The following is a 14,462-nucleotide window of genomic DNA, read 5'->3' on the forward strand; positions in this document are numbered from 1 at the left end:
CCGAGCTTGTGGTCGTGTGCTTGAGTCATAAAACACCGGCCTTTTTCCAGCCCAGATAGCGCGTCACCAGTGCAGCCCCCAGCCCCGAAGGTGGCGTATCCAGCACCGACAAACCGTGGGCACTCAAGCGCTCATGCAGATCGTTTCTCTTGTTGAGATAGTCGACAGTCCCGCTGTAGGCCAGCGCTTCAGGCAAGGTTTGTACCGGGGCCTGGCGCAGTTGGTCGAGTATGTCTTCGCGCAGGCTGGCGACCAGCACCCGATGTTGCCGGCTGATGCGCTTAACGGCTGCGAGTAACTCCTCATCATCTTCATCGCGAAGATTGGTCACCACGATCACTAATGCCCGACGTTTCTGTCGGGCCAGTAATTGGCTGGCGGCGGCTGCATAATCGGCAGTGCGTCGGGTGGTGTCGAGGTCGTAAACGGCATTGAGTAATACGTTCAGTTGGCCGCTGCCTTTGACGGGTGCCAGGTAGCGTGGCTGGTCACAGGCAAAGGTGCACAGACCCACCGCATCGCCTTGGCGCAAGGCGACGTAACTGAGTAACAGGCAGGCATTGAGGGCGTGGTCGAAGTGAGCGAGCTCCGCGTCCTGGCTGCGCATGCGCCGGCCGCAATCGAGCATGAGCACTATCTGCTGGTCGCGTTCGTCCTGATATTCCCGGGCGATGGGCGTGCGCTGGCGCGCGGTGGCCTTCCAGTCGATCTGTCGCAGGCTGTCGCCTTCGCGAAACTCGCGCAACTGATGAAACTCCAGCCCCAACCCGCGTCGTGGGTGCTGGCGAACCCCTAATTGGCTCAACCAACTGTCCACGCCCAGCAGTTGTGCGCCGTACAAACGGGCAAAGTCAGGGTAGACCCGCGTTGTATCCCGGGCTGCAACAAAACGCCTCGCAGACCACAACCCGAAAGGGCTGGGCAGGTGAATCTCACTGCGACAGAAACTGAAGTGGCCGCGCCGCAAGGGCCGCACTCGATAGCCCAGTTCGCTTCGCTGGCCCGGGAGAAGCTCGACGGACTGCGGCATATTCTCCACGCTCAGGCCGTCAGGTGCGTGGTCAAATACTTGCACGGTCAGCGGCTGCGGGTAGTCATGTTCAAGGGTCAGGCGTACCTCACCCCAGCGGCCCAGGGCCAGGCTGCCGGGCATCTGCCGTTGCACCCGTGGGCAGGGAAGGCGCCGCAGGCGCAGGGCGTCCAGCAGTGCCAATAGAAACAGCGCCAGCAGCAGGCCCCACGCCTCTGAATGCAGCGTGTCGGGCACTTTGAGCTGGAGCGCCGTAGCCGCGCCCAAGAGGATGTTCAAACCCGAGAGGACGCCGAGCCAGATCAGCAGCAGACGAGTTGGCTTCATGGTCGGGTCATTGCCGAGGTGCCGAAATCTGGTCCAGCAGTTGCTTGAGCACCTGATCCACTTCCAGCCCGTCAATGTCCAATTCGGGGGCAATACGCACGCGATGGCGCAGCACCGCCAAGGCGCAGCCCTTGATATCGTCCGGGGTAACAAACTCGCCGCCGCGTAGCAAGGCCCGGGCGCGGGCGCCGCGAACCAGGGCGATGGAGGCACGCGGGCCTGCACCGATGGTCAGCCCCGGCCAACTGCGAGTGGCGCGGGCCAGGCGCACGGCGTAGTCGAGTACTTGCTCATCCAGCGGCAGTTCGCTGGCAATTTGCTGCAACTGCAACACGTCCTCTGCCTGCAGCACCGTGCGCAGTGGCTGCACATCCAGCATGTCGGCCCTGGAGGAGCGGGTGACTTCGCGGACCATCTCCAGCTCCTGCTGCGCATCGGGGTAGTCCATGCGTACTTTGAGCATGAACCGGTCCAGCTCGGCCTCGGGCAGGGGGTACGTGCCTTCCTGTTCGATGGGGTTCTGGGTCGCGAGCACCATGAACGGTTGGCCAATGGGCAGCGCTTCGCCCTCGAGGGTGACTTGGCGTTCCTGCATGGCCTCAAGCAGGGCGGCCTGGGTCTTGGCGGGGGCGCGATTGATTTCATCGGCCAGCAACAGGTGGGTGAACAGCGGCCCCTTGCGCAGCTTGAACTGCTCACTGTGCAGGTCGTACACCGCGTGGCCGGTGACATCGCTGGGCATCAGGTCCGGGGTGAACTGAATACGTGCAAAGTCGCCACCAAAACAGCGTGCCAACGCGCGAACCAACAGGGTTTTGCCTAGGCCCGGTACACCTTCGAGCAGTATGTGGCCACCTGCGATCAATGCGGTCAGCACATCGTCGATCACCTGGTCCTGGCCAATCACCGCCTTACGCAGTTCAACACGCAGAGCCTGTGCCTGCTGGCTGGCCTTTTGAAGGCTTTCGGCAGTCGGGGCGGTGGCTGATGGAAATTCGCTCATAGGGCATTCCTGAGGGTTTGCAGGCTCGCCACCTGACGGCTGAAATCGGCGCTGGTGAGCCGTTTTGCCGGGAGTGGGTCGAGGGCCTGGCGGATGACGTGGGAGGGTTGGCGCGTCAGGCGTTCGAGGACCTGCCATTGTTCGTCGCTGTCGAGGTGTTCAAAGCCTGGGTGGCGTCGTCGTGCAGCCCGCTGGATATCACGCTGCAAGGCGTGCAGCAGCGTGCCTTGGCCACTGCGGCGCAGCAGGAAGTCGGCACTGGCCTTCAAATGTTCCTGTAACTGGCGACGTGCCTTTGGCGCGGGCGCCTGGGTCGGCCCCTGGCGCATGCCGGCGTGCCAGAGTGCCAGGGCAATCAGTGCGCAGAGCGCCACTAACGCCTGGGGGAAGTTGCGCATTAGCAGGGTGAGCAGATCGTCTACGTCGCTGTTGAACAGCAGTGTTACATCCGTCCCCCGGTTGAGATACCACAACAGCCAGGCGTTATCGTGTTTGCCGATGCCTGGGGTTTTCCACAAGTCGCTGTCGGTTACAACCGTTACGGTGCCTTGACCGAAGTTGCGTTGCATCAAATGGCTGGACTTGCCGCTGTTGGCGGAGAACTGCGCCAGGTGTCTGGGGTCGGTGAGGTTGAAGTCGGTATCGAAGCTGAAATAGGCCGGGGCGGTCTCATTGTCGACGTAGAGCTTGGTCAGGTCCGGTACTTTCTTTTTGCGTGGGGAAGCAGGCTCGTCAAGGCCCTCGCTGAGTGTCTGGTGGAAGCCCAGCTGATCCAGCAGCAGGTCGCCGCTTTTACCGGTTTCCTCATCCCAAAGCGCTTCGGCAACCAGCAGCAAATGGCCACCGGATTTTGCCCAGTCCAGCAGTTGCTCAGCCTGGCGCGGGGTCATGTTGCTGCGCTCGCCCAGCAATACCAGGCTATGCCCCTTGGCTGGCTGGTCGGCCAGGTGCTCAAGGCTGTTGGCGTGTTCCACGGCCAGGCCCTGCTGGCGCAGGAAGTATTCAGCCGCCAGGTAGGGGTTGGCGATGGCTTGTGGCGATGGGCCGCGATCGACTATTTCGTCGTAGGGGATCGCCTTGTGCCAAACATAAAGCCCACCTGCTCCAAGCACACAGGCCAGCAGCAGGCCGACCCACAGCATGGGGCGGTTCATTGGGCGGCTCCCGTACTGAACAGGGCGCGCCAATCGCGGCACAGTTGCTGTTGTACCAAAGCCGGCGGCAGGCGGTGGCCATAGGCGAGGTTTTGCCAGTGGTGTGTCAGTGCATCACTGAAGGCCAGCAGTTGTGGCTGTTGCAGTTGGTGGATGCGCTCCAGGACCTGGCCTTCGGTATCGGCGCTTTTCAGGGGCAGGTTGAAGTCGTGCAGCAGTCGGTTGAGCAGGCCGCGATACAGCAGGCCGAGAGCTTCCCTGGGGTGGGTGGACCACAGCTGTTCGGCGGTGTTGGCAATGTCGTCAGGCAAGGTCTCGCTGCCCAACGCCAGGCCGAACAATTGTGCAGGGGCCGCTTTGGCGGTTTTGGCTTTGGCTGGCCCGCGTCGACTGACGAAGGTGTGCAGCCACTCCCGATAGCGCCAGACAACTAGCGCGAGGCCAGTCGCCAGCAGGCCCCAGAGCAGTACCTCCAGGCCGAGGGCGGCGTTTTTGAAGGTATTGCTGTTGAATCTGTCCAGTAGCGCCTGAAGCCAGGCCGGAAGTTTACCGTCACCCTTTACCTTGTGTTGCGCGGCGTTTTTTTCGTCGCCAAAACGGTAGCGAGTGACGGTTTCCGGGTGCTTGAACGGGGGGCTGTCCAGCAGCGCCTTGATCGATTGGCTGGCGGCCTGGGTGGTGACTTGTTTGGCCGGTCCGGGCTCGTCCGCCATGACGGGGCGGCTGAATGGCACGAGCATCAGCCCAGCCACCAGCAGCAACGTTGCGACGCTGCTCAGGCGTTGGCGTAACCGGCGGAACACCAGTTCAAGGTCCCAGGCTTCCAGCACGGTGCGGCGGTTGAGGTACAGGCTGAAGCCGCAAGCGACATAAATGGGCTCCCAGAACACCAGAATCAGTGCGTAGAAGGCGTTACTCAAATGCTCCAGCCACAACCCTTCCGAGCCGCTTGCCAGTGCCAGCCGTTGCCAGTCCCAATCGAGTTCCAGTTGCTGCGGGATGAACAGGTAAAACAGTGCCATGCAACCGAACCACAGGCCGATTTCCATATGCACGCCAATGGTGGTCAGCCAGCGTGCGGCGCCGGCGTTGCGTTGCAGCAGCACCCCCAGGCGTATTTGACGGGCATTGCCATCCAGGCCTTCAAGCTGGCTCACCGGCATCACAAAGCTGCGGCTCAGGCTCAGTCGCCTCCAGGTCAGGCTGGCCAGCAGTTGGCCTTTGAGCAGGCGCGGCCACTGGCGCACAGCCTGCTTGAGGCTGGGTGTCTCGCCAAACAAGGCCTTGGAGAGGATGTACAGTGGCAAGCGGTCAAAGGCCGGTTTTAACCACCAGAACACAAACATGGCCATGGACGGGTATCGCCACAGCAGCACGGTCAGCAAAATGAATATCGGCAACGTCACCATTGCCCAACTGCTCATTAACAGCAGTCGATGTTCCTGGGCCATCAGTACGCCCAGGTCCATGGCTTCCCAGGAGGTGCGGGGCCGAATTACCACGCTGGCCTCACTCAGGCGCATGGTGAGTACGTCCAGCAAGCGTGAGGTAGGCGGCAACCAGCAGCCACAGCCCGGCGCCCGTTGAGTATTTGATCCAGGGCGCGATCGTGGTGGAGGAAGACCAATAGGCTTCAATAAACGCCGCGATCAGCAGCAATAGCATGACGCCGCAGAGCATCCGCACGCTTGTGCGTGCCGCCAGCCCCAGGGATTCGCCGCGTGTCAGGTGCCCCGGAGCAATCACCGCCCAGCCCAATTGCAAGCCGGCAGCCCCGGCCAGGGCGATGGCCGTGAGTTCGAAAGCACCGTGGCCGATGACAAACGACCAGAAGGTCTGGCCATAGCCGATCTCGGTGAGGTGGCCGGAGATGGCGCCGATGATCAGGCCGTTGAAAATCAGAAAGAACACGCTGCCCAAACCAAATAGCAAACCGGCGGCAAAGGTCTGGAAGGCAATCCCGATGTTGTGCATCACGTAGTAGCCGAACATCATCCAGTCTTCACTGGAAGCGCGGTCGGCGGCACGCCCCAGGTGGCCAGCATCCGGGTCATACATGCTGTGCATTTCGGCGACCTGCGCGGGGCTCACGATGCTGTAGATAAGGTCTGGAAACAGGTAGACCAGCAACGCAACGCCCACCAGGCTGCCGAAGAACAGCACGCCGGCGATTAACACGAAACGCCATTGTTCGCGCACCAGGCGCGGGAAGCCCGCCAGGATGAAACCCAGTACATTCGCGCCCAATTGGCTGCGGTGGCGATACAACTGCTGGTGGCCCCGCAGCGCCAGTTGTTGCAGGGGATCTATCAGATAGCTGCTGTAGCCACGCTCCTGGGCCAGGGCGAGGTGCTGGCACAGGCGTCGATAATGGTGGGGGAAGTCAGACATATCGCTGGCCTTGGCCTTGCCTTGCTCCAACTGTATGAGTTGTGCGGTGAAGGCTTGCCACTGCGGCTGATGGCGGCTCTCGAACAGGCTCTGCTTCATGCTGGCCCCACTAAGCCGCGCGCCACGCCATTGAGTTGTTCTACCGCGCGAGCCGGCGATACGTGTAACGGCGTTGCCAGGATGGACGCCAGTTCGTGCACCCGATCGGCGGACAACTCACTTTGGCGTTCAGCGAAACCCAGTATGGCGCGTTGTTCGCTCAGCTCCAGCGTGAAGGGCAGGCGCAGGGCGGCGGCTTGAGGCACCTTGGGGCGCGCCAGTGGCTGTTCGCGGTAGACCACCAGGGTGCCCGCAGCGAGGTCGCCGAGCCGTTTGAAGTGAGGGTGTTGCAGGCAACTGATGGCGCCGAGGAAGTAGCCCAAAGGCAGCATGTCGACAAAGCGCAGCAGGTTGCGGATGAGTGAAGCTGGCCAGCCAATGGGGGTGCCGTCGTCCTGAATGACGCGCAAGCCCATGACCTGCTTGCCCGGAGAGCAGCCCTGGTTAAGGACTTCGAACAGCACCATGTACCACCAACTGATCAGGAACAGCAGCAGCGAGCCCAAGCCAATACCGATATTGCCAAGCAACGCCAGCGGCACGAGCAGGATACCCATGATCAGGCCGCGCAGTCCCAGGTCGAAAGCAAAAGCCAGTGCGCGTGGCATCAGGCCGGCCGGGCGCAAGGGCAAGTCTATGCCCTCGGGGGTCTCGATCGGGTAGTGGGTATCCAATGGAACTGATGGCATCGCGATCCTTGGCAGTGCGGGCGGCTTGAAGACACGGATGCTAGCAGTGTCGACGGTGGAAGCAACCTTTCAAGGTTTTGCTGGATGTTTGTACAGTAATCTATCGCTGGCCCCGAGTGCCTTGCAGCGCCTAGACTTTGTCGATCTTCAGCACAGGAACAGCCCGTGACTACCATTTTCTGGTACGACTATGAAACTACCGGCATCAACCCCCGCAGCGATCGCCCGTTGCAGGTTGCCGGTATTCGTACCGACCTCGAGCTCAACGAGGTCGGCCCGCCGGTCAACCTTTATTGCCAGCCAAGCGACGATATCCTGCCGCACCCGGCTGCCTGCGCCATAACCGGTATCACCCCTGGCATTCTGGCGGAAAAAGGCCTGGCCGAAGCCGACTTCATGACCCGCGTGCACGCCGAGCTGGCTGCGCCTGGAACCTGTGGTGCCGGTTACAACACGTTGCGCTTTGACGATGAAATGACGCGCTACAGCCTGTACCGCAACTTTTTTGATCCGTATGCCCGTGAGTGGCAGGGGGGCAATAGTCGTTGGGACTTGATCGATGTGGTTCGTACGGCTTACGCACTGCGCCCCGAAGGCATTGAGTGGCCGCAGCAGGACGGGCGTGTCACCCTCAAGCTGGAGCGTTTGACCCAAGCCAATGGCATCGACCATGGCCATGCTCACGATGCCCTGTCGGACGTGCGAGCCACCATAGCCCTGGCGCGGCTGATCCGCGACAAGCAGCCAAAGTTGTATGACTGGCTGTTTCAACTGCGCAGCAAGCAGCGGGTGATGGATCAGATCCGCCTGTTGCAGCCCATGGTGCATATTTCCGGGCGTTTCTCCGCCGAGCGTCATTACCTGGGTGTGGTACTGCCCCTGGCCTGGCACCCGCGCAATCGCAATGCGTTGATTGTCTGTGACCTTGGTCTCGACCCGCAGGGTTTGCTCGACCTGGACGCCGAAACCTTACGCCAGCGGCTTTACACGCGCCGTGATGAGTTGGCGCAAGGTGAGTTGCCAGTGCCGCTCAAGTTGTTGCATATCAACCGCTGCCCGGTGGTCGCGCCATTGAATGTGCTGCGCGCACAGGATCGCGAACGCCTGAACTTCGATATGGACGTGTGCCAGGCGCGGGCGCTGCGACTAACTGACGCACAGGAAGTTTGGCGCGACAAGTTGGCAGCCATTTATGCCGAGGAAGACTTTGCACCGAGCACAGACCCGGAGCAGCAGCTCTATGACGGTTTTATCGGTGACCGCGACCGACGGTTATGCGAACAAGTCCGTGTGGCTGAACCGTCACAGTTGGCACGTCAGCAGTGGCCTTTCGATGATCATCGATTGCCGGAATTATTATTCCGTTACCGTGCGCGTAACTTTCCTGACACCTTGGACAACGATGAGCAACAACGCTGGAAACTTTTCTGTCAGCAACGTTTGTCGAGCCCGGAGTGGGGCGCACCCAATACCCTGTTGGCATTTAAGCAGGCACGTGAGGAGTTGGCTGTTAGTGCTACAGCGTTTCAGCGCCAGGTGCTCGATGAATGGCAAGAGTATGCCGACTCTTTAGCCGCTCGCCTGGGCTTGTAGTCAGGCACTTGCAAAATATTCGGACAATAAAAAACGCCAGCAAGCTGGCGTTTTTATTGTGTTGCATATCAGGCAGAAGCCCGATCAGGCTTAGCCCAGCAGGGTAGCCCAACCTTCTACCACGTCGCCGCCCCACTTGGCTTTCCACTCTTTCAGAGTCTTGTGGTTGCCACCTTTGGTTTCAATCACTTCGCCGTTGTGCGGGTTTTTGTACTGCTTGACCTTGCGAGCACGCTTGGTGCCGGTAGTTTTCACAGCGCCACGTGGTGCTTTAACTTTGGATTCCGGATCCAGCAGCGCGATGATGTCACGCAGGGATTTGGAGTACTCACCCATCAGGGTGCGCAGTTTGCCTTCGAATTCCAGCTCGGTTTGCAGCTTGTCGTCTTGTGACAGGTTCTTCAAACGGGCTTGCAGTTCTTTGATAGCTTCTTCGGTGGCGCGGTATTCGTTGATCAGGGACATGTGGACTACCTTATGTAGAGCGCTGATTGACAGTGAGTGGCCTAATAATAGTCAGGCAATTTCCCCAAGTAAACATTTAAGAAGGCATTTATGTGAATTACGTTGAATGTTTGTGGCAATGCTATGCAATCGAGTTAATTAATAGGTGGTAGGTGTAAAAATAATTCTGTTTATTTTGCATAACTGTCTGAGCCTCGGAAGGGCGTTCATATAGCGGCGGTAAAACCTTACGCTATTAAGGGGTGTCGCCAGGACCGGGCGACAGAATAAGGTGCAAGGAGTACTGCAGTTTTTCTGCGTAATCGCTAGAATGGCGGCCTTTGCGAAGTTCTGGAGTTTCCCCCTAATGCGCACTTTTCGGCTGGTGATTGCTTGCCCGGACCGGGTTGGTATCGTTGCCAAAGTCAGTAACTTTCTGGCCTCCCACAACGGCTGGATCACCGAGGCGAGCCATCACTCGGACGATCTCAGTGGTTGGTTTTTCATGCGTCATGAGATACGTGCCGACACGCTGCCCTTCGGCCTCGAAGCGTTTCGCGAGGCGTTTGCGCCGATCGCTGAAGAGTTTTCGATGACCTGGCATATCACCGACACCGAGCAGAAAAAACGTGTCGTGCTGATGGCCAGCCGTGAATCCCACTGCCTGGCCGACTTGCTGCACCGTTGGCACAGCGATGAGCTGGACTGTGAGATCGCCTGTGTGATTTCCAACCATGATGACCTGCGCAGCATGGTCGAATGGCATGGCATCCCGTACTACCACGTGCCGGTCAACCCACAGGACAAGGAACCGGCATTCGCCGAAGTCTCCCGCCTGGTCAAGCAGCACGAAGCCGATGTAGTCGTGCTGGCGCGTTACATGCAAATCCTGCCGCCGGAACTGTGCAGCGAATATGCCGGTCGAGTGATCAACATTCACCACAGCTTCCTGCCATCGTTTGTGGGTGCCAAGCCGTATCACCAGGCCTCCCTGCGCGGTGTGAAGTTGATTGGCGCAACGTGCCACTATGTCACCGAGGAACTCGACGCCGGCCCGATCATCGAGCAGGACGTAGTGCGCGTCAGCCACCGCGACAGCATTGAAGACATGGTGCGTTTCGGCCGTGACGTCGAGAAGATGGTGCTGGCCCGTGGCCTGCGTTACCACTTGGAAGATCGCGTGCTGGTACACGGCAACAAGACTGTGGTGTTCTGACAGCCGCGTTTAAGTTGAAGAAAAAAGGGCCTGGGCGTTAAATCGTCCCAGGCCCTTTTTTTGTCCGCCATGAAGGATTAAGCGATGAGCGATCCACTCGATAAAGCCACCTCCAAGGCCCCAGCGACGCTGGGCGAAGGGTGTTTGAGCCGTTTTGACCCGGATGACCTGGACGCGGAGGATGGCACCGAGTTTCCCGGTGCCGCCGAGCTGTGGCGGCAGGAGCACACTAAAAACGATCCCGAGCAAGCCTAGCGGTCCGCCGCCTTAACGCTCGGCGGGCGCAGGGATCAGATCCGGAAGCTGCCCACCAGCTGTTTCAAGCGTGCGGCCTGTTGTTCCAGGTCGGTACAGGCGCGCAGGGTTGATTGCAGGTTTTCCACACCTTCCTGGTTGAGGGTGTTGATCTCGGTGATGTCCATGTTGATCGACTCCACCACCGAAGTCTGTTCCTCGGTGGCGGTGGCCACGGACTGGTTCATCCCGTCGATCTCGCCAATGCGTTGGGTCACGCTGTTGAGACGCTCGCCGGCCAGGTTGGCGATCTCGACGCTCTCCAGGCTATGGCGTTGGCTTTCACTCATGGTGCTGACCGAATCCCGGGCGCCGACCTGCAACTCTTCAATCATCTTTTGCACTTGTTGCGCCGATTCCTGAGTGCGATGTGCCAGGTTGCGCACCTCATCGGCCACCACCGCAAACCCGCGACCAGCTTCACCTGCACGTGCCGCTTCGATGGCGGCGTTCAGCGCCAGCAGGTTGGTTTGCTGGGAGATGCTGGTGATCACTTCCAGAATCTGCCCGATGTTCACGGTCTTGCTGTTGAGCGCTTCGATATTGCTGCTGGAGGCGCTGATCATCTCGGACAGTTGGTTCATTGCCTTGATATTACGCTCGACCACTTGCTGGCCGTCCTCGGCCAAGTGCCGGGCATCGCTGGCCTGATGGGAAGCCTGCGCGGCGTTACGTGCAATTTCTTGCGCAGCAGCGCCCAGTTCGTTGATGGCGGCGGCCACGCTGTTGGTGCGGTTGGCCTGCTCGTCAGAGTTGACCATCGACGAGTTGGAAGCGCTGACCACTCGCAGGGCCACTTCATTGACCTGCTCGGTGGCCGAGGACACTTCGCGAATCGAGGTGTGAATGCGCTCCACGAAGCGATTGAAAGCATTACCCAGCGTGCCGAACTCGTCGTGATTCTGGATGTTCAGGCGGCGGGTCAGGTCACCTTCGCCATCGGCGATGTCCTGCATGGCGCGGGTCATCACGTGCAGGGGTTGCAGCAGTACTCGGATCAGCATGCCGAGCAGCGCGATGATGATCACAACCGCAATGATCGTGGCGATAACGGCCGAGGTGCGAAATTTGCTGAGCATGGCGAAGGATTTATCTTTATCCACCGAAATACCCAGGTACCAGTTCACCGACGGCAGGCCTTTGATGGGGGTGAAGGTCACGATGTTGTCTTTGCCATTGGCTTCGACTTCGCTGAAATCACCACTGATCTTCGGGGTGTTTTTCGGGTACATGTCGGCCAGCGTCTTCATCACCAGGTTCTTGTCCGGGTGCACCAGCACTTTGCCGTCAGCGCTGACCAGGAACGCGTAGCCCATGCCGCCGAAGTTCAGCGCGCCGATGTTATCCACCAGCGTTTGCAGGCTCAGGTCGCCGCCGACCACGCCGATGCTTTGCCCCGCCTTGGCGCTGGGGGTAGCGACGGAAATGATCAACTGGCCGGTCGCTGCGTCGATGTAAGGTTCGGTCAGGGTTGAGCCGTTACTGCTTTGGGCGCCTTTGTACCAAGGGCGCACCCGTGGGTCGAAACCGTCCGGCATCTTGGTGTCGGGGCGGATGGTGAAGGCGCCTTTGCTGTCGCCCACGTAGGTGGCCATGAACGAGGATGTCAGGGTTTTCTGCTCGAGCAGGCCAGCAACTACGGCGGGTTCAGGGTTGATCGCGATGTTCTGTGCAGCGTTTTCGACCAGGGCAATACGCCCGGTGAGCCAGGTTTGAATGTTGCTGGCGGTGACATCGCCCATTTCATGCAGGTAATTATTGAGGTCGTCGCGAATCGCGTTGCGTTGCAGGTAGTCGTTGTAGAGGGTAAACAGTGCAAAAGCGGCGATGACGATAAGGGAGGCTGCAAGCAGGATTTTGTGGCTGAAGCGCAGGTTTTTATTCATGGCTTGTAGGGTCCGCTAAGGTCTTAATATCCGAAGCGCGTCCTTGTAGGATGCGCAAAATGACAGCGTCAAAAAAGGTGTGATACTGCTTGTGATAATTCCGGTGGTCCCTGTGAGAACTATCTGACCTATTTTTAGACTTTGTGGGTCTTACCTCTGTCTGTATCGACCTGACGGCACTAAAGATTAACCAAAGGTGACGAAATGCCTGATTCCTCGCAACTCCTTATCGGCGCCGGCCTGGACGGCCAGCCCATCGCCCAGGCCATGCGCTTGGCCAACCGTCACGGGTTGATTGCCGGCGCGACCGGCACAGGTAAAACCGTCACGTTGCAGCGCTTGGCGGAAGCCTTCAGCGATGCGGGTGTGGCCGTGTTTGCCGCTGATATCAAGGGTGACTTGTGCGGCCTTGGCGCTGCGGCCAACCCTCAAGGCAAGGTGGCCGAGCGCATTGCGGGCATGCCCTTCCTCAATTACAGCGCGAAGGCGTATCCGGTAACACTGTGGGATATCCACGGGCAGTCCGGTCATCCGCTTCGCACCACCATCAGCGAAATGGGGCCGTTGCTGCTTGGCAGCCTGCTGGAACTCACTGACAGCCAGCAATCGGCGCTCTATGCGACTTTCAAGGTGGCCGACCGCGAAGGCCTGTTGCTGCTGGACCTCAAAGACCTCAAGGCCTTGCTCAACCACTTGCGTTATCACCCGGAACTGCTGGGCGACGACGCGGCGCTGATGACCACCGGTTCCAGCCAGGCGCTGTTGCGGCGTTTGGCGGTGCTGGAGCAGCAGGGCGCCGAAGCCTTGTTTGGCGAGCCTGCCCTGCAGCTTGAAGATATCTTGCAGCCTGCCGGCGATGGTCGTGGGCGCATTCACCTGCTGGACGCGAGCCGCTTGGTGCACGAGGCGCCCAAGGTCTATGCGACCTTCCTGCTGTGGCTGTTGGCCGAGTTGTTCGAACAACTGCCGGAGCGTGGCGATGCCGATAAACCGTTGCTGGCGCTGTTTTTCGACGAGGCGCATTTATTGTTCGCCGATACGCCCAAGGCATTGCAGGATCGCCTGGAACAAGTGGTGCGTTTGATCCGTTCCAAGGGCGTGGGTGTGTACTTTGTCACTCAATCCCCAGGGGATTTGCCTGACACGGTATTGGCGCAACTGGGCTTGCGTATCCAGCATGGCTTGCGGGCGTTCACCACCAAAGAGCAGAAATCCCTGCGTGCGGTGGCGGACGGTTTTCGCCCCAACCCGGCGTTCGATACCTTGTCGGTACTGACTGAGTTGGGCACCGGTGAGGCATTGGTGGGGGCGTTGCAGGAAAAGGGCACGCCGGAAGTGGTCCAGCGCGTGCTGGTGGCGCCGCCGCAATCGCGGATCGGGCCGCTCAGCGAAGCCGAGCGTGCTGCGATCATCGCCAGTTCGCCTTTATTGGGGCGCTACGACAAGCCAATTGACCGTGAGTCGGCCTACGAGGTGCTGATGGCGCGCAAGGAGCTTGGCCCGACCGAGGAGGCCAAACCGGCCGCCGAAGAGCCGAGCTTTACCGACAAGGCCGGAGCGTTCCTGGGGACTACAGCAGGTAAGGCGCTCAAATCCGCCATGCAACAGGCGGCCAATCAAATGGGACGGCAGTTGGTGCGCGGGTTGTTGGGCTCGTTGCTGGGCGGCAGTAAACGCAAGTAGCGGTTCAGGGCTTGGGCCTGGCGTGGGCGGCCAACCGCTCCAACGCTGCGCGCAGGCCCGGATCGCTGATGCCGTCGGCCGTGGCTTGAATGGTTTCGGCCGCGTTCTGCGACAGGTCCATGGTGTGGCCCACTGCACCTTGCTGCACGGTGGGCGGCTGCACCTTGAACTGGATGCGGGTCAGGCTGGCAAACTCTTCAAATGCCATTAATTGCCGCTGCAAGCGTTTTTGCTGGTAGCGCAGGCGGGTGGCCCAATGCCCGTCGGTGACAATTAACAGTAAATTGCCTTCGCGCCACGACGCCACATGACAATGTTCGCGGGCGGCAGGTTGCAGTTGGCTTTCTACAAGGCGTTGCAAATGGCCCAAGCGTTGCGCGTGGCCGAAGATGGCTTTCAACGGTTTGGCTTCGCGGAGCAACACGCTGGGCGCGCGGGCTGTAAGTGGGCGAAACGCCATGTTTAGACACCTTAAGTAACAGAGCCGCCATGTTAGCAGAAAGCGCCTGTGCGGCCCCAGGCAAAGCGATAGCAGGGCAATGCGAGTGAAATCAATAGGTAACTTCTGCGCTTGATGGGTTGAAGTTCCAGCAAAAGCCCTTATTTTAAACAGGCCCTCTCACAGCGCCATGCCAGCATCGGGGAATAACGCC

At 59.8% G+C, this 14,462-nt stretch carries 13 protein-coding genes; 4 read left to right on the plus strand and 9 right to left on the minus strand.

The annotated features are described in order from the left end of the window. Positions 1–25: 25 nt before the first annotated feature. The 6 genes from AOA62_RS18475 to AOA62_RS18500 are packed head-to-tail and all read right to left on the minus strand — an operon-like array spanning position 26 to position 6,693. Complete coding sequence (locus AOA62_RS18475) at positions 26–1,357, minus strand: DUF58 domain-containing protein (RefSeq protein ID WP_099549380.1); 1,332 nt, start codon at positions 1,355–1,357, stop codon at positions 26–28. A 7-nt stretch (positions 1,358–1,364) separates the two neighbouring features. Beyond that, the gene (locus tag AOA62_RS18480) at positions 1,365–2,360 is read right to left on the minus strand and encodes a MoxR family ATPase (protein WP_099549381.1); all 996 of its coding nucleotides are present in this window, start codon (positions 2,358–2,360) and stop codon (positions 1,365–1,367) included. After that, on the minus strand, positions 2,357–3,514 hold the full coding sequence (locus AOA62_RS18485; protein ID WP_099549382.1) for a DUF4350 domain-containing protein: 1,158 nt from the start codon (positions 3,512–3,514) through the stop codon (positions 2,357–2,359). The genes AOA62_RS18480 and AOA62_RS18485 overlap by 4 nt, the downstream gene beginning before the upstream one ends. Then, positions 3,511–5,037 (minus strand): DUF4129 domain-containing protein, encoded by a 1,527-nt coding sequence (locus tag AOA62_RS18490; protein ID WP_099549383.1) that lies wholly within the window; start codon positions 5,035–5,037, stop codon positions 3,511–3,513. Before AOA62_RS18490 ends, AOA62_RS18485 begins: the two co-directional genes overlap by 4 nt. Then, the gene (locus AOA62_RS18495) at positions 5,024–6,004 is read right to left on the minus strand and encodes a stage II sporulation protein M (RefSeq protein WP_099549384.1); all 981 of its coding nucleotides are present in this window, start codon (positions 6,002–6,004) and stop codon (positions 5,024–5,026) included. Before AOA62_RS18495 ends, AOA62_RS18490 begins: the two co-directional genes overlap by 14 nt. Further along, complete coding sequence (locus AOA62_RS18500; RefSeq protein ID WP_017139789.1) at positions 6,001–6,693, minus strand: RDD family protein; 693 nt, start codon at positions 6,691–6,693, stop codon at positions 6,001–6,003. Before AOA62_RS18500 ends, AOA62_RS18495 begins: the two co-directional genes overlap by 4 nt. A 165-nt stretch (positions 6,694–6,858) precedes the next feature. Between AOA62_RS18500 and sbcB the strand changes: the two genes are divergently transcribed. Further along, positions 6,859–8,286 (plus strand): exodeoxyribonuclease I, encoded by a 1,428-nt coding sequence (sbcB, locus tag AOA62_RS18505; protein WP_099549385.1) that lies wholly within the window; start codon positions 6,859–6,861, stop codon positions 8,284–8,286. A gap of 90 nt (positions 8,287–8,376) precedes the next feature. Here sbcB and mvaT read toward each other — a convergent pair whose 3' ends face one another. Next, complete coding sequence (mvaT, locus tag AOA62_RS18510; RefSeq protein ID WP_005790963.1) at positions 8,377–8,751, minus strand: histone-like nucleoid-structuring protein MvaT; 375 nt, start codon at positions 8,749–8,751, stop codon at positions 8,377–8,379. Positions 8,752–9,097: 346 nt separating this feature from the next. Here mvaT and purU point away from each other — a divergent pair, with 346 nt between their 5' ends. Both purU and AOA62_RS32050 read left to right on the plus strand, forming a co-directional pair. Beyond that, the gene (gene purU, locus AOA62_RS18520) at positions 9,098–9,946 is read left to right on the plus strand and encodes a formyltetrahydrofolate deformylase (protein ID WP_099549387.1); all 849 of its coding nucleotides are present in this window, start codon (positions 9,098–9,100) and stop codon (positions 9,944–9,946) included. A gap of 84 nt (positions 9,947–10,030) precedes the next feature. Continuing rightward, a complete protein-coding gene (locus AOA62_RS32050) occupies positions 10,031–10,201 on the plus strand; it encodes a hypothetical protein (RefSeq protein ID WP_176991499.1) in 171 nt (56 codons plus the stop codon). A gap of 35 nt (positions 10,202–10,236) precedes the next feature. On the opposite strand, the gene AOA62_RS18525 is transcribed toward AOA62_RS32050, so the two are convergent. Next, positions 10,237–12,126 carry a methyl-accepting chemotaxis protein gene (locus AOA62_RS18525; protein ID WP_017139793.1) on the minus strand — a complete coding sequence of 630 codons (1,890 nt, stop codon included), beginning with the start codon at positions 12,124–12,126 and terminating at the stop codon, positions 10,237–10,239. Between the two features lie 204 nt (positions 12,127–12,330). On the opposite strand from AOA62_RS18525, the gene AOA62_RS18530 reads away from it, so the two are divergent. Beyond that, positions 12,331–13,809, plus strand: a complete 1,479-nt coding sequence (locus AOA62_RS18530) for a helicase HerA-like domain-containing protein (protein ID WP_017139794.1) — start codon at positions 12,331–12,333, stop codon at positions 13,807–13,809. A gap of 4 nt (positions 13,810–13,813) precedes the next feature. Here AOA62_RS18530 and AOA62_RS18535 read toward each other — a convergent pair whose 3' ends face one another. Continuing rightward, the gene (locus AOA62_RS18535; RefSeq protein WP_017139795.1) at positions 13,814–14,269 is read right to left on the minus strand and encodes a DUF721 domain-containing protein; all 456 of its coding nucleotides are present in this window, start codon (positions 14,267–14,269) and stop codon (positions 13,814–13,816) included. Positions 14,270–14,462: the final 193 nt, after the last annotated feature.

The sequence above is a fragment of the Pseudomonas sp. 2995-3 genome (genome assembly GCF_002742565.1).
GTDB classification, from domain to species: domain Bacteria; phylum Pseudomonadota; class Gammaproteobacteria; order Pseudomonadales; family Pseudomonadaceae; genus Aquipseudomonas; species Aquipseudomonas edaphica.

Bases quoted from the DNA above. Each gene is read 5' to 3' on its own strand.
- AOA62_RS18475 (WP_099549380.1), bottom strand. From the start codon at position 1,357: ATGAAGCCAACTCGTCTGCTGCTGATCTGGCTCGGCGTCCTCTCGGGT.
- AOA62_RS18480 (WP_099549381.1), bottom strand. From the start codon at position 2,360: ATGAGCGAATTTCCATCAGCCACCGCCCCGACTGCCGAAAGCCTTCAA.
- AOA62_RS18485 (WP_099549382.1), bottom strand. From the start codon at position 3,514: ATGAACCGCCCCATGCTGTGGGTCGGCCTGCTGCTGGCCTGTGTGCTT.
- AOA62_RS18490 (WP_099549383.1), bottom strand. From the start codon at position 5,037: ATGCGCCTGAGTGAGGCCAGCGTGGTAATTCGGCCCCGCACCTCCTGG.
- AOA62_RS18495 (WP_099549384.1), bottom strand. From the start codon at position 6,004: ATGAAGCAGAGCCTGTTCGAGAGCCGCCATCAGCCGCAGTGGCAAGCC.
- AOA62_RS18500 (WP_017139789.1), bottom strand. From the start codon at position 6,693: ATGCCATCAGTTCCATTGGATACCCACTACCCGATCGAGACCCCCGAG.
- mvaT (WP_005790963.1), bottom strand. From the start codon at position 8,751: ATGTCCCTGATCAACGAATACCGCGCCACCGAAGAAGCTATCAAAGAA.
- purU (WP_099549387.1), top strand. From the start codon at position 9,098: ATGCGCACTTTTCGGCTGGTGATTGCTTGCCCGGACCGGGTTGGTATC.
- AOA62_RS32050 (WP_176991499.1), top strand. From the start codon at position 10,031: ATGAGCGATCCACTCGATAAAGCCACCTCCAAGGCCCCAGCGACGCTG.
- AOA62_RS18525 (WP_017139793.1), bottom strand. From the start codon at position 12,126: ATGAATAAAAACCTGCGCTTCAGCCACAAAATCCTGCTTGCAGCCTCC.
- AOA62_RS18530 (WP_017139794.1), top strand. From the start codon at position 12,331: ATGCCTGATTCCTCGCAACTCCTTATCGGCGCCGGCCTGGACGGCCAG.
- AOA62_RS18535 (WP_017139795.1), bottom strand. From the start codon at position 14,269: ATGGCGTTTCGCCCACTTACAGCCCGCGCGCCCAGCGTGTTGCTCCGC.